The sequence below is a fragment of the Massilia sp. GER05 genome, from assembly GCF_052056005.1.
In the GTDB taxonomy this organism is placed as follows: domain Bacteria; phylum Pseudomonadota; class Gammaproteobacteria; order Burkholderiales; family Burkholderiaceae_D; genus Telluria; species Telluria orientalis.
The window spans coordinates 534,120-548,061 of sequence record NZ_CP178858.1; the positions used below are offsets into that span (position 1 = coordinate 534,120).

A 13,942-nucleotide genomic window follows, 5' to 3' on the forward strand; every position below is an offset into this window, starting at 1 on the left:
TCAGCCCTTGTCGGCGACGTGGACGTCTTTGCCCTTGCCTTTACCCATTTCGGACGCCAGGCGGACCTTGGCGCCCGGGCGCACGTTCTGCTTGCCGTCGGTAATGACCTGCTCGCTGCCGGCGAGACCGCTGACGGCCGCATCGACGCCCGCGCCGTACACGCGGCGCACGGGCACGAGGCGGGCCGAGTGGTCCTTCTCGAGCACGTAGACGAACGTGCCCTGGGCATTGGTGATGATGGCGTTCTGCGGGATCACGACGGCATCCTTCAAGGTCTGCACGATGACCTTCGTGCTCACGTACTGGCCGGGCCACAGTGTGGTCTCGCGGTTGTCGAACTCGGCCTTCACCCTGATCGTGCCGGCCTGCGGGTCGACCGTGTTGTCGACGAAGCTCAGCAGGCCCTTCACCGGTGCCAGGTCGGCGCCCGGCAGCGCCTCGACCTCGACCTTGCCCCGCTTCTGCGCCGCCAGCAGCGACGGCAGGCTGGATTCCGGCAACGTGAACGCGACGGTGATCGGGTCGAGCTGGGTGATCGTCGTGAGCGACGTCGCCGGCTGCACGAGGCTGCCCGGATAGACGTTGATGCCGCCCACGCGGCCGGACATCGGCGCGCGGATCGCGGTGTAGCTCGTCGTGACGCTGCTCGCGCGCGCGGCGGCGCTGTCGGCCTGCAGGGTGGCGCGGGCCTGGTCGACCTGGGCACGCAGCGTGTCGACGGCGCTCTGGGCGATGAAGTGCTGCGCGAACAGATCCTGGCTGCGCTTGTATTGCCGCTCGAGGTCGGCCAGCGACGCGCGGTCGCGTGCGACCTGGGCCTGGGCCTTGTCGAGGTTGGCGCGGTCTTCGCGGTCGTCGAGCGAGAACATCAGCTCGCCCTGTTTGACGAACTGGCCTTCCTTGATGTGGACTTGGCGGATGGTGGCGGTCGTCTGCGGGTGCAGGTCGACGGCGCGGATCGGCGTCACGGTGCCGTTGGCCTGCTGCACGACGGACACGTCCTGGCGGTGCGGCGCCACGACGTTGACGACGGCCGGCGGCTGCGCCCCTTTACCCTTGCCGCCCGGGGCGGCGGCCCCGTCGGCATGCGCATCGGAACCGCGGTTTACGGCCCACGTGCCGGCGCCGACGGCAACGACAATGCCGGCGACGATCGCGATATTCCTGGTCTTCATTCCACTCCCTGTGCCGCCTGTCCGCGGTCTTTCTCTTTGTGTATTTATGCGATGAGGATGACGCCGGCCGCAAGACCGAGTCTCCGCCGGAGATTCTCCCACACGGGTGTAACAGTAATGTTTCTGCCCGTGCGATTTTTCAGCGTGCTTATTTGCCGGGATAAAACTCCGGCAACATCAGGGTCGCTTCGAGCCCGCCTTCCGGATGATTGGCGAGGTTGATGCTGCCGCCGTGCTGCTCGGCGATGTTGCGGGCGATGGTGAGCCCGAGGCCCGTGCCGCCCGATTCGCGCGAGCGCGACGTCTCCACCCGGTAGAACGGGTCGAACACGCGGGCCAGCTCGGCGCCCGGGATGCCGGGGCCGGCATCGCGGATACGGATGCGCGCCGCGCCGTTGATGCGGTCGACGCTGACCCTGGCCGCGTGGCCGTACTTGACGGCGTTGTCGATCAGGTTCACCAGGCAGCGGCGCAGGTCCATCGGCCGGCCCAGCAGCGCCATGCCGGCGTGGCCGGACAGGGTCACGCGCTGGCAGCTCTCGGCCGCGTCGGCGACGACGGAGTCCAGCAGCGAGTCGAGGTCCAGCATCTGCATGGCCTCGTTCGTGTCCATGCTGCGCGCCAGGTCGAGGCCTTCGCGCACCATCGCCTGCATCGCGGACAGGTCGCCGATCAGGCGCTCCTGCAGTTCCGGCTCGTTGACCTTTTCCAGGCGCAGGCGCATGCGCGTGAGCGGCGTCTGCAGGTCGTGCGTGATCGCGGCCAGCATCTGCGTGCGCTGGAAGATGTACTGGCGGATGCGCGCCTGCATCGCGTTGAAGGCGGCGCTGGCCTGGCGGATCTCGTCGGCGCCCGTGAGGTCGAGCGGCGGGTGGTTGATGTCGTTGCCGAGGTCTTTCGCGGCCTGCGCCAGCTGCTTCAGCGGCCGCGTCGTCATGCGCGCGACGAGGTAGGCGAGGAAGGCCACGCTGACGAGGAACATCGAGATCGTCCACGTGTAATCGGTGCGTTGCGGCGACGTGGCCGAGCGCGGCGGCAGCACGGACAGCACGAGGTCGTCACCGTCGCGCAGGCGTACGGCGATGCTCTCGCACGTGCCGCGCCACTTCATGCGCAACAGGCCGAACACGACGGGCTGTTCGCGCGCCGTCGAGCACGCGGCGGGACGCGCGGCCAGCGAGCGCATCATATAGCCTTTGCCCATGCGGGCGGCGAGCGCCTGGGTGAATTCGGAGTTGGTCGGGGCAAGCGCCGCCGGATGGGTGTCGACGTCGGCGAGCTGCATGCCGGGACGGTTGGCGACGTCGAGGTAGGCCTTGCGCGCGGACTCGGGGACGATCTCGGTGGCCATGATGAGCTGTTCGGCCCGGTCGAGGTTGTGCAGGTCGCGGAACTCGTCGATGACGCGCGCACGTTCGGCGTCGGCCAGCAGCTGGGTCAGCGCGGCCGTGAGCAGGATGCCCAGCAGCAGGGTAGCAAACACGCGGCCCGTCATCGAGCCGAGGAAAGCTCTCACGCGCTCGGCTCCACCGTGACCTGGCCGGCCAGCACGTAGCCGCCGTTGCGGACGGTCTTGATGATCTGGGGCATGCGCGCATCCTCGCCCAGCTTCTGGCGCAGGCGGCTGATCTGGATGTCGATCGAGCGGTCGAACGGATCGGCGTCGCGGCCCTGCGTGAGGTTCAGCAACTGGTCGCGGTTCAGCACGCGGTTCGGGTGCTCCAGGAAAACGCGCAGCAGGCGGAACTCGGCGCCCGACAGCATGATGACGACACCTTGCGGATTGACGAGATGGCGCGCGGTGAGGTCGAGCGTCCAGCCCGAGAATTTCATCTGCTGCACGTTCTCGACCTGCGAGCTCGGCGGCATCGCGTGGCTGCGGCGCAGCACGCTGCGGATGCGCGCCAGCAGTTCACGCGGCTCGAAGGGCTTCGGCAGGTAGTCGTCCGCGCCCATTTCGAGGCCGAGGATGCGGTCCAGCGGCTCGCTGCGGGCAGTGAGCATGATGACGGGCATGGTCGAATGCGCGCGCAGCTTGCGGCACAGCGTGAGCCCGTCGTCGCCCGGCAGGTTCAGGTCGAGCACGATCAGGTCCGGACGCGACTCGTCCAGGAGTTTCCACATGGCGGTGCCGTCGGCTGCGGCAAGGGCGCGGTAGCCGTTCGCTTCGAGGTAATCGGCCAGCAGCGAGCGGATATCGCGGTCGTCGTCGACGATCAGGATGGTAGATGGATTGTCCATATCGCCATTATCGCGAGTTGTTCGACCCCTGAACAGTCACTTTGTATCGGCTTGTATATGGATCTTCCAGGGAAACAAATTGATACAAAGAACGAGAGACGGGAAACGCTGCGCTTACATCTTGCGCCCATGATGGGAACCGTGCGAAGACGACGCGATGCACGCAGATCGGAGCATGAAGACAACGTTTGGCGGTTTGCCAACTTTTACCCCTACTAGGAACCTGAGATGAAAACCTATCGCAAACACCTCCTCGCCGCCCTGTCCGCGCTGACCCTCGGCGCCGCTGCACTGGGCGCCCATGCACAGACGACGGACCAGCCCGCACCGCAAGCCCGCCACGGCATGCAGCACCAGAAGCTGACTCCGGAACAGCGCGCGCAATTCCGCGCCAAGCGGATCGCGAAGCTGCACGACGAGCTGAAGATCACGCCGGCCCAGGAAAACGCCTGGAATGCGTTCGTGGGGTCGATGCAGCCGCCGGCACGCCAACAGCACGACCGCGCCGCCCGGGCCAACCTGACGGCACCGGAACGCATGGCGAAGATGATCGAGCGGCACAAGCAGCGCACTGCGGCGCTCGAGCAGCGCCAGGCGTCGCTGAGCACCTTCTACTCGGTCCTGAGCGCGGACCAGAAGAAGACGTTCGATGAGAAGGCGGCACGCTTCGGACACCGCGGCCATGGTGGCTGGCAGCATCGCGGCCACACCGCACAAGGCTGATCAGGCGTAGGGTGGGCGGCCCCGCCCACGCGCGATGCTTGCACATTGCCGGCGTTACGCGTGGGCACAGGTGCCCACCCTACATTTTGCTCAACGATGCAAGGAACTTGCGCGCATCCTGATAGCCGATCACCCGGCTATCAGGAATTTCCTTCCCCTGCTTGTCGAACAGGATGATGCCCGGCGGCCCGAACAGTCCGAAGCGCTTGAGCAGCGCCCGGTCATCCGCATCGTTGGCCGTCACGTCGACCTGCAGCAGCACCGTGTTCGCCAGCCGCGTCTTGACGGCCGGATCGACGAACGTCAGCTTTTCCATTTCCTTGCACGACACGCACCAGTCGGCGTAAAAATCCAGCATCGCGGTGCGGCCACCGGTGGCGGCCAGCGCGGCGTCGAGCTGGTCGACGGTCTTGATGCGCGTGAACGCGAGCGGCTGCGCGGGCGCGCCGCCCGTGAAGCGGGCCAGCGGCGCGAGCGGGTCGCGCGCACCGCTGGCCACGCCGACGAGCTGCGTGGCGCCCAGCACGACGCTGGCGGCGCCTAAAGCGAGACCGGCGTAGGGTGGGCGCCCCGCGCCCGCGCGGACACGCATCCAGGAGCCGCTCACCAGATAAAATCCGTATCCCAGCAGCAGGGCGGCCCACAAGACCATCTGCACGATGCCCGGCAGGACGGGCGCGGCCATCCACAAGGCCATCGCCAGCATCAGGACGCCAAAGAAGCGCTTCACGGATTCCATCCACAGCCCGGCGCGCGGCAGCAGCGAGCCGGCGGACACCCCCACGAGCAGCAGCGGAATGCTCATCCCGACCGCCATCGCGAACAGCGCGGCGCCGCCGATGACGACATCGCGCGTCTGGCTGATGTACACGAGCGCACCCGCGAGCGGCGCCGCCACGCACGGGCCGACGATCAGTGCGGAGATCGCCCCCATCACGAACACGCCGGCCAGCTTGCCGGACGACTGGCGGCCAGAGGCACTGGTCAGCCGCGTCTGCAGCGCGGCGGGGACTTGCAACTGGTAGACGTCGAACATCGACAACGCCATCACGACGATGAGCAGCGCGAAGCCGCCCAGCACCCACGGGTTCTGCAGCGCCGCGGCGAGACCTTCGCCCAGCAGGCCGGCCGCCACGCCCAGCGCCGTGTAGACGATCGCCATCCCGAACGAGTACGCGAGCGACAGCACGAAGCCGCGCGTGCGGTGCACCTGTTTGCCTTCACCCACGATGATCGACGACAGGATCGGTACCATCGGCAGCACGCACGGCGTGAACGCGAGGCCCAGGCCCAGCAGGATGAACGCGGGGACGATGGCCAGCAGGCGGCCGCCTTGCAGCAGTGAGGCGATGCCGGAGAGTTCGGACGGTGCCGCCGGTTTCACGGGCGGCGCGGCAGGTGCGGTCGGGGTGTCGACCTGCGGCGCGGGCTGCGGGGCCTGGCCCGGGAAGTTGAAACCGCCGCCCTGCCCCGGCGCGACGCTCATCTGCGGTTCGCTGCCGCCGGCACCCGGCGTGAGCTGAACGGACGCATCCTGCGGCGGATAGCACAGGCCCTTGTCGGCACAGCCCTGGCCGGTGGCGGTCAGGGTGAACGGTCCCGCGGCCTCGACAGGGATGCGGATCTCGACGCCGTTGTGATAGGTCTCGACGTTTTTCTGGAACGTGTCGTCGTACTTGATCTTGCCCGGCGGTATGACGGGCTCGCCCAGCTTCGCGCCGCTTGCCGTGAAGCGGAAGCGCTCGCGGTACATGTAGTAGCCGTCGGCGATCGCATAGTTCACGACGATCGTGTGCGCGTCGGCCATCTGCGCGGAGAACTTGAATGCCTGCTCGGGCGGCAGGAAATCGTCGTCGGCGTGGGCGGTGGAGACGAAGGCGGCGCAGGCCAGCAGCAACGTGCACAGGGCGGCCAGCAGGCGCGCGGCGGGCGATAGGGAAGATCGGAGCATGGATCGGCAAATTGGTTCAACGCAACGGGCATGGTACACCGGGCGCTGTTCCATTGCACGGCGGCCGGCGAAACGGCACGGCCGCCGTGTGATCGCTCAGGCAGCGAGGCGGACGGCCGGCACCGGCTTGCGCGACTCATTGCCGGTGTGGAAAACGCTCACGATGCGCGCGAGGTGCCGGGCCTGCTCGTCCAGGCTGGACGCCGCCGCCGCGGCCTGTTCCACGAGCGCCGCGTTCTGCTGGGTGGTGCCGTCCAGCACCGTGATCGCGTCATTCACTTGGTGGATGCCCGACGCCTGTTCGCGCGACGCCACGACGATTTCCGCTACGAAGGCCGACACGCGCTGCACGCTGGCGAGGATATCGTCCATCGACGTGCCGGCCTGGCTCACGAGACGGCTGCCGGCCGCGACACGCTCCACGCTTTCATCGATGAGCTGCTTGATTTCCTTCGCCGCCGCCGCGCTGCGCTGCGCCAGGCTGCGCACTTCGCCGGCGACGACCGCAAAGCCGCGCCCCTGTTCTCCCGCCCTGGCGGCCTCGACAGCAGCATTGAGCGCGAGGATATTGGTCTGGAATGCGATGCCGTCGATGACGCCGATGATGTCGACGATCCTGCGGGCGCTGTCGTTGATCGCTTCCATGGTCGCCACCACCTCGGACACGACCTTGCCGCCCTGCTGGGCCACGGTGGAAGCCTGGATCGCCACCAGGCTGGCCTGGTCGGCATTTTGCGCATTCTCCTTCACGGTCGACATGAACTCTTCCATGGACGCCGCCGTCTCTTCCAGGCTCGATGCCTGCGCCTCGGTGCGGGCCGACAAATCCGCATTGCCGAGCGCAATGTCGCCGGTCGTCGCACCGATGGTATCGACGCCGACCCGGACCTCGCGCACGATGTTGCGCAGGTTGTCGTTCATGCGCCCGAGGGAAGCCAGCAGCCGCGCCGTTTCGTTGCGACCTTCGGCCGCGATGCGCGCCGTCAGGTCGCCAGCGGCAACGCGTTCCGCGATTTCGACGGCACTGTTCAGCGGCTGGGTCACGGAGCGTGCGATGACGTAGAGCATCAGGCCGCCGAAGGCAAACAGGACGGTGACGGCGGCCAGCATGCCCAGCCGTGTGCGCTGGAGGGCGGAAATCCGTGCGTCGAGCAGGCCGTCGAATCGCTCCGTAGCCTTGTGTGCGAACGCGTACTGGGCGTCGATGGCGGCCGTCGTGCGCTTGACGTATTCCGGTCCGGAGAACGTGAGCGACTCCGCCTTCACGATCTCATCCATCGCCAGCTTCATCGTCTGTTGCGCCTGCTCGCGCATGTCCCGGATCGAATCGCCCAGCGGCCCAGCGAACGCCGGGTTGGCGCGCGCGGCCTTGTCGTACTGGCTCGTCATCTGGTGCAACCGGTCGGCGACGCGCGCCACGATCGCGGACAACGCCAGTCGCTCTTCCGGGCTGGCGGCAGCGGCGGCCAGCAGGCCGGCGCCCTTCGCCCGCATCTTGCCGAGCTCTTCGGAAAGATATGGCAGCTGGTAATAAATGGCCTGGACCAGCTGGTACGAATCCACGCTGGGGTCCAGGTTCAGGCCGTAATGATCGGCCAACTGGTCCTCCACGTCGAGCAGCTTCGGCACGAGGGCCGTATGCGCCTCATAGCTCTGGGGCACCGTGATCGTGCCCGCGACCACGCGTCCGCGCAGCGCTTCCCAGTCGCGCTTCGCCTCCGACCACGCCCGGTCGATGCGCGGATCGTGCAGGCCGGCGACGATGGCCGACATGGCCGCATAGTTGGCGTCCACCTCAACCTGCTTCTTGTCCCGCTTCGGGATCGACTCGGCGACGCCGCCGACGACGAGCGCCGCCAGGCCGCGATGCTGTTGCGTGGTCTGGATGGTATCGAGGATGGTGGCCACCGGCGTGCGCGCCCTCGCTTCGAGTTCCAGGGCATCGAGCGCCTTGCCGGTCTCGCGCAGGTAGAGCGAGGCCGGGATCGCGGCGACGATGACGCCCACCACGCTGAGGATCGCGAATTTATGCCAGAGCAGCAGGTGCTCGAGTCGATGTTGCAGGCCCATGATCTTGTCTACCGTTGAATGATGGTTTGTATCCAAACGGAAACAATAATTGCCCTTCACTTAAACCGCAATACGTATTTACTAGTTCGGGCGGAGATACGACAGGTCGATAGGCGTCATGGCGAAAAAAAACCAGGCGCGAGGCCTGGTTTTTCATGATGCTTGAACCGCGATTACTCGGCGGTCGGCGCGTCTTCAGCCGAGGTGACTTCCGGACGGTCGACCAGCTCGACGAAGGCCATCGGGGCGTTGTCGCCAACGCGGAAGCCCATCTTCAGGATGCGGATGTAGCCGCCCGGACGCGCGTTGTAGCGCGGGCCGATTTCAGCGAACAGCTTCTGGACGATTTCGCGGTCACGCAGACGGGCGAATGCCAGGCGCTTGTTGGCCAGGGTGTCGTTCTTGCCCAGGGTGATGATCGGCTCGACGACTTTGCGCAGTTCCTTGGCTTTCGGAACGGTGGTCTTGATCGCTTCGTGACGCAGCAGCGAAACGGTCATGTTGCGCAGCATGGCGAGGCGGTGGGACGAGGTACGGTTCAGCTTGCGAAGGCCGTGACGGTGACGCATGGTAATTCCTTTCGAGTTAAGTTTAAATCCGAGCTCTTCGATCGCCGCTGTGTGCGACGCGGGCCGGTTGGCGATAAAACGCCCGGGACACCTGCCCCGGGCGGGTACTACGAATTACTTTTCCAGACCTGCGGGCGGCCAGTTTTCCAGCTTCATGCCCAGGGTCAGACCACGGGAAGCCAGGACTTCCTTGATCTCGTTCAGCGACTTGCGGCCCAGGTTCGGCGTCTTCAGCAGTTCGTTTTCCGAACGCTGGATCAGGTCGCCGATGTAGTAGATGTTCTCGGCCTTCAGGCAGTTTGCCGAACGGACGGTCAGTTCCAGGTCGTCCACCGGGCGCAGCAGGATCGGATCGACCAGCGGTGCACGCGACGGTGCTTCCGCGGCGGCTTCCGTGCCTTCCAGGGCAGCGAACACGTTCAGCTGGTCGACCAGGACGCGGGCCGACTGGCGGATCGCTTCTTCCGGCGTGATGACGCCGTTGGTCTCGATGTTGATGATCAGTTTGTCGAGGTCGGTACGCTGTTCGACGCGGGCCGATTCCACGGCATACGACACGCGGCGGACCGGCGAGAACGATGCGTCCAGGATGATGCGGCCGATGGTCTTGTTCGTGTCTTCCGACAGACGGCGCACGTTACCCGGCACATAGCCGCGGCCTTTTTCGACCTTGATCTGCATGTCCAGCTTGCCGCCGGCGGTCAGATGGGCGATCACGTGGTCCGGGTTGATCAGTTCCACGTCATGCGGCAGGTCGATGTCCGATGCCAGGACCGGGCCTTCGCCTTCCTTCTTCAGGGTCAGCGTCACGGAGTCGCGGTTGTGCACCTTGAACACGACGCCTTTCAGGTTCAGCAGCAGGTCGACGACGTCTTCCTGCACACCGTCCAGCGACGAGTACTCGTGCACGACGCCGGCGATCGTCACTTCGGTCGGCGCGTAGCCGATCATCGACGACAGCAGCACGCGGCGCAGCGCGTTACCCAGCGTGTGGCCATAACCACGTTCGAACGGTTCCATCACGACTTTCGCGTGGCCGGCGCCGAGCGTTTCGACATCGATAATACGTGGCTTCAACAAACTATTTTGCATGAGTGTCCTCTTCAATACCCTCGGCTCGTTACACCGATAAGGCTGATGGCATCAGTAGTGGAAACGCCTGCTTCTGGGAGCAGGCGGTAAGGCGAATTCGGTATTAGACGGAGGATAAAACCCCCGTCGTTCCCGCGAAGGCGGGAACCCAAGTTTGCTAGCGTTACGTCAGCTCATGCAAAACTTGGGTCCCCGCCTTCGCGGGGATGACAAATGGAGCGGCGCGCCGCTCCATTTGTCAATTAACGCGAGTACAGTTCGACGATCAGCGCTTCGTTGACGTCGGCAGCGATCTCGTTACGCTCCGGATAGGCGCGGAAGGTTGCTTCCATTTTCTTGGCATCGACCGACACCCAGCTCGGGAAACCAACCTGCTCGGCCAGCGACAGCGCTTCGACGATACGGGTCTGCTTCTTGGCCTTTTCGCGGACGGCGATGACGTCGCCGGTCTTGACCTGGTACGAAGCGATGTTCACGACGTTGCCGTTCACGGTCAGCGCTTTGTGGCTGACCAGCTGACGTGCTTCGGCGCGGGTCGAGCCGAAGCCCATGCGGTAGACGACGTTGTCCAGGCGCGATTCCAGCAGCTTCAGCAGGGTCTCACCGGTGTTGCCCTTGCGGCGCGACGCTTCGGCGAAGTAGCGGCGGAACTGACGTTCCAGCACGCCGTAGATACGCTTGACCTTCTGCTTTTCACGCAACTGGTTGCCGTAGTCCGACGTACGCTGGCCCGACTTGACGCCGTGCTGGCCCGGCTTGACGTCCAGTTTGCACTTGGAGTCGAGCGAGCGGCGTGCGCTCTTCAGGAACAAGTCGGTGCCTTCACGGCGCGACAGTTTTGCTTTAGGTCCGATATAACGTGCCACGTTAAACTTCCTTTGTTTGAATGATCACGCCCCGGATGCGGCTTGAGCCACAACAGGCGCTAGTCCAGTTCTTCGATGAGACCGGACGTGGCTTACAAAATACCTCAGAGCCGGGACGGCCCGAGGCGACAATAGCCGGGCAGTATAACCCATTTCTGGGTTAACTGCACCGGCGATTCTTTACACCACGGCGTGTGGCGCATCAATGCTGCGACGGGCGGCGAACCGCCCGGGCAACATTAGATACGACGACGCTTCGGCGGACGGCAGCCGTTGTGCGGAACCGGCGTCACGTCCTGGATCTCGGTGATCTTGATACCCAGGTTGTTCAGCGCGCGCACAGCCGACTCACGGCCCGGGCCCGGGCCCTTGATGCGGACTTCCAGGTTCTTCACGCCGTATTCCTGAGCAACCTTGCCAGCTGCTTCAGCTGCGACCTGAGCCGCAAACGGGGTCGATTTACGCGAACCCTTGAAACCTGCGCCGCCGGACGTCGCCCACGACAGGGCATTGCCCTGACGATCGGTGATCGTGATGATGGTGTTGTTGAACGATGCGTGGACGTGTGCGATGCCTTCGGCGACGTTCTTTTTGACTTTCTTGCGGATGCGGGCTGCAGCCGCCGAGCTTTGTTGCTTAGCCATGGTCAGTTCCTAGATTATTTCTTGAGCGATTGAGCTGCCTTGCGCGGGCCCTTGCGGGTACGTGCATTGGTACGGGTGCGTTGACCGCGGACCGGCAGGCCCTTGCGGTGACGCATGCCGCGGTAGCAGCCCAGGTCCATCAGACGCTTGATGCTCATGGACAGCTCACGGCGCAGGTCGCCCTCGACCACGAACTTGCCGACTGCATCACGCAGCTTTTCCAGCTCGTTGTCGTCCAGGTCCTTGACCTTCTTGTTGGTCGCAACGCCGGTCGATTCGCAGATTTGCTTCGAGCGGGTACGGCCGATACCATAGATCGCCGTCAGGCCGATGACGGTGTGCTGGTGATTGGGGACGTTGACCCCTGCAATACGTGCCATTCGATATTCCTCGTATTAACCTTGACGCTGCTTGTGACGCGGCTCGACGCAGATCACACGGACCACGCCCTTGCGCTTGATGATCTTGCAGTTGCGGCAGATCCGCTTGACTGAAGCGTTAACTTTCATTTTGCACTCTCTTCCAGATTCGATAACTTGATTAGTTTTACTTGGTGCGGAACACGATGCGGGCCCGGGACAAGTCGTAAGGGGTCAGTTCCACCGTTACCTTGTCACCCGGAAGAATGCGGATGTAATTCATCCGCATTTTACCCGAGATATGTCCAAGCACCACGTGCCCGTTTTCCAGCTTCACGCGAAAGGTCGCGTTCGGGAGGTTCTCCAGAATCTCCCCTTGCATTTGGATGACGTCGTCTTTTGCCATTCGGTCTATTCACTCCTGGGGGGCGCCAGCCGCTCAACGCGACGGGATACCGCCCTTGAAATTAGCCTTGCGCAGCAGCGATTCATATTGCTGCGACATGACGTAGTTCTGCACCTGCGCCATGAAATCCATCGTGACGACCACGATGATCAGGAGCGAGGTTCCGCCAAAGTAGAAAGGTACTTTCCACTGGCTCTGGAAGAACTCCGGCACCAGGCACACCAGCGTGATATAGACTGCACCGGCCAGGGTCAGGCGCATCAGGATCTTGTCGATGTAGCGTGCGGTCTGCTCGCCCGGACGGATGCCCGGTACAAACGCGCCGCTCTTCTTCAAGTTGTCCGCCGTTTCCTTGCTGTTGAATACCAGCGCCGTGTAGAAGAAGCAGAAGAACACGATGGCCACCGCATACAGCAACGCGTGGATCGGTTCGCCCGGGCTCAGCGAGGCAGCGAGGTCTTTCAGGAACCCGACGACGGGGCTGTTGACATCTTTGCCGCGCGTGAACCAGTCGACGATCGTGGCCGGGAACAGGATGATCGACGAAGCGAAGATCGGCGGGATCACCCCAGCCATGTTCAGCTTCAGCGGCAGGTGGCTGGTTTGGCCACCATAGATCTTGTTACCGACCTGGCGTTTCGCGTAATTCACCAGGATCTTGCGCTGGCCGCGTTCGACGAACACGACAGCGTAAGTCACCAGGGCTACCAGAATCACGATGACGATCGCGGAGAAGCTACCGATCGAACCGTTCGACACCAGGGTGAACAAGCCACTCAGTGCGCCCGGCAGACCAGCTGCGATACCGGCAAAAATGATGATCGAGATACCGTTGCCAAGACCACGTTCGGTGATCTGCTCGCCCAGCCACATGAGGAACATGGTGCCGGTCAGCAGGGTCACGACGGTCACGAGGCGAAAGCCCATGCCCGGATCGAGCACGAGGCCTTGCTGCGCCTCGAGCGCGACGGCGATACCGAACGCCTGGAACAGAGCCAGCACGACCGTGAAGTAACGGGTGTACTGGGTGATCTTGCGGCGGCCGGCCTCGCCCTCCTTCTTCAGTGCCTCCATCTGCGGCGAGACGATCGACACCAGCTGCATGATGATCGAAGCCGAAATGTACGGCGTGATGCCAAGTGCGAACACGGCAAAACGAGACAAGGCACCGCCCGAGAACATGTTGAACATGCCGAGAATGCCGCCCTCGTTCTGCTTGAACAGCTGGGCCATGGCGACCGGATCAATCCCGGGGACCGGGATATGAGCTCCGATACGGTACACGACCAATGCGCCAAGCAAGAACCACAACCGGCCCCAGGGGAAACCGGATGCAGCGCTTTTACCAAGTTGTGAATTAGTCGCCAATTTTTGCTCCGATCAGGCAGCGGTCGCGTTTAGGCGACCGAGCCGCCAGCTGCTTCGATCGCTGCTTTCGCGCCAGCGGTTGCCTTGATGCCTTTCAGGTTCACCGCTTTGGTGATTTCGCCCGACAGGATCACGCGCACGTCGCGAGCGACGACCGGCAGCACGCCGGCTTGCTTGAGCACCAGGACGTCGACGTCGGCAACGGCCAGGTTGTTCAGGTCCGACAGACGCACTTCAGCCTTGAACGTAGCGTTCAGCGACTTGAAGCCACGCTTCGGCAGACGGCGCTGCAGAGGCATCTGACCGCCTTCGAAGCCGACTTTGTGGAAGCCGCCCGAACGCGATTTCTGACCCTTGTGGCCGCGGCCGGCGGTCTTGCCCAGGCCCGAGCCGATACCGCGACCGACGCGGCGCTTGGCGTGTTTCGCGCCTTCAGCGGGTTGGATGGTATTGAGTTGCATTATTTTCTCCGTTGAC

The 13,942-nt window shown here is 64.2% G+C and carries 15 protein-coding genes; 1 reads left to right on the plus strand and 14 read right to left on the minus strand.

The features are described 5' to 3' along the window. The 3 genes from ACL58G_RS02345 to ACL58G_RS02355 all read right to left on the minus strand — a co-directional run bounded on the left by ACL58G_RS02345 (nucleotide 1) and on the right by ACL58G_RS02355 (nucleotide 3,417). Nucleotides 1-1,176, minus strand: a complete 1,176-nt coding sequence (locus ACL58G_RS02345; protein WP_440964968.1) for an efflux RND transporter periplasmic adaptor subunit — start codon at nucleotides 1,174-1,176, stop codon at nucleotides 1-3. A gap of 148 nt (nucleotides 1,177-1,324) precedes the next feature. Beyond that, the gene (locus ACL58G_RS02350; protein ID WP_440964970.1) at nucleotides 1,325-2,692 is read right to left on the minus strand and encodes an ATP-binding protein; all 1,368 of its coding nucleotides are present in this window, start codon (nucleotides 2,690-2,692) and stop codon (nucleotides 1,325-1,327) included. Next, nucleotides 2,689-3,417, minus strand: coding sequence for a response regulator (locus ACL58G_RS02355; RefSeq protein ID WP_413386114.1), 729 nt, complete (start codon nucleotides 3,415-3,417; stop codon nucleotides 2,689-2,691). Before ACL58G_RS02355 ends, ACL58G_RS02350 begins: the two co-directional genes overlap by 4 nt. Before the next feature lie 228 nt (nucleotides 3,418-3,645). Between ACL58G_RS02355 and ACL58G_RS02360 the strand changes: the two genes are divergently transcribed. Then, the gene (locus ACL58G_RS02360; RefSeq protein ID WP_440964971.1) at nucleotides 3,646-4,140 is read left to right on the plus strand and encodes a Spy/CpxP family protein refolding chaperone; all 495 of its coding nucleotides are present in this window, start codon (nucleotides 3,646-3,648) and stop codon (nucleotides 4,138-4,140) included. Nucleotides 4,141-4,219: 79 nt separating this feature from the next. On the opposite strand, the gene dsbD is transcribed toward ACL58G_RS02360, so the two are convergent. The 11 genes from dsbD to rplO all read right to left on the minus strand — a co-directional run bounded on the left by dsbD (nucleotide 4,220) and on the right by rplO (nucleotide 13,926). Next, nucleotides 4,220-6,091, minus strand: a complete 1,872-nt coding sequence (gene dsbD, locus ACL58G_RS02365) for a protein-disulfide reductase DsbD (RefSeq protein ID WP_440964972.1) — start codon at nucleotides 6,089-6,091, stop codon at nucleotides 4,220-4,222. A 96-nt stretch (nucleotides 6,092-6,187) separates the two neighbouring features. Beyond that, nucleotides 6,188-8,161: a methyl-accepting chemotaxis protein gene (locus ACL58G_RS02370; RefSeq protein WP_440964974.1), complete on the minus strand. Its 1,974-nt coding sequence runs from the start codon at nucleotides 8,159-8,161 to the stop codon at nucleotides 6,188-6,190. A gap of 173 nt (nucleotides 8,162-8,334) precedes the next feature. Next, a complete protein-coding gene (gene rplQ, locus ACL58G_RS02375; RefSeq protein ID WP_413344803.1) occupies nucleotides 8,335-8,730 on the minus strand; it encodes a 50S ribosomal protein L17 in 396 nt (131 codons plus the stop codon). A gap of 114 nt (nucleotides 8,731-8,844) precedes the next feature. After that, entirely contained in the window at nucleotides 8,845-9,822 is a 978-nt protein-coding gene (locus tag ACL58G_RS02380; RefSeq protein WP_056449152.1) for a DNA-directed RNA polymerase subunit alpha, read from the minus strand. Nucleotides 9,823-10,064: 242 nt separating this feature from the next. Next, nucleotides 10,065-10,688 (minus strand): 30S ribosomal protein S4, encoded by a 624-nt coding sequence (rpsD, locus tag ACL58G_RS02385; protein ID WP_036240371.1) that lies wholly within the window; start codon nucleotides 10,686-10,688, stop codon nucleotides 10,065-10,067. Nucleotides 10,689-10,927: 239 nt separating this feature from the next. Further along, nucleotides 10,928-11,332 carry a 30S ribosomal protein S11 gene (rpsK, locus tag ACL58G_RS02390; protein WP_036172227.1) on the minus strand — a complete coding sequence of 135 codons (405 nt, stop codon included), beginning with the start codon at nucleotides 11,330-11,332 and terminating at the stop codon, nucleotides 10,928-10,930. A gap of 14 nt (nucleotides 11,333-11,346) precedes the next feature. Continuing rightward, nucleotides 11,347-11,712, minus strand: coding sequence for a 30S ribosomal protein S13 (gene rpsM / locus ACL58G_RS02395; RefSeq protein WP_036240369.1), 366 nt, complete (start codon nucleotides 11,710-11,712; stop codon nucleotides 11,347-11,349). A gap of 15 nt (nucleotides 11,713-11,727) precedes the next feature. Further along, the gene (gene rpmJ / locus ACL58G_RS02400; RefSeq protein WP_005663407.1) at nucleotides 11,728-11,841 is read right to left on the minus strand and encodes a 50S ribosomal protein L36; all 114 of its coding nucleotides are present in this window, start codon (nucleotides 11,839-11,841) and stop codon (nucleotides 11,728-11,730) included. 37 nt (nucleotides 11,842-11,878) lie between these two features. After that, on the minus strand, nucleotides 11,879-12,097 hold the full coding sequence (infA, locus tag ACL58G_RS02405; protein WP_005663428.1) for a translation initiation factor IF-1: 219 nt from the start codon (nucleotides 12,095-12,097) through the stop codon (nucleotides 11,879-11,881). Nucleotides 12,098-12,130: 33 nt separating this feature from the next. Next, nucleotides 12,131-13,465, minus strand: coding sequence for a preprotein translocase subunit SecY (secY, locus tag ACL58G_RS02410; protein WP_413339836.1), 1,335 nt, complete (start codon nucleotides 13,463-13,465; stop codon nucleotides 12,131-12,133). 29 nt (nucleotides 13,466-13,494) lie between these two features. Beyond that, nucleotides 13,495-13,926 (minus strand): 50S ribosomal protein L15, encoded by a 432-nt coding sequence (gene rplO, locus ACL58G_RS02415; RefSeq protein ID WP_036240364.1) that lies wholly within the window; start codon nucleotides 13,924-13,926, stop codon nucleotides 13,495-13,497. Nucleotides 13,927-13,942 lie beyond the last annotated feature (16 nt).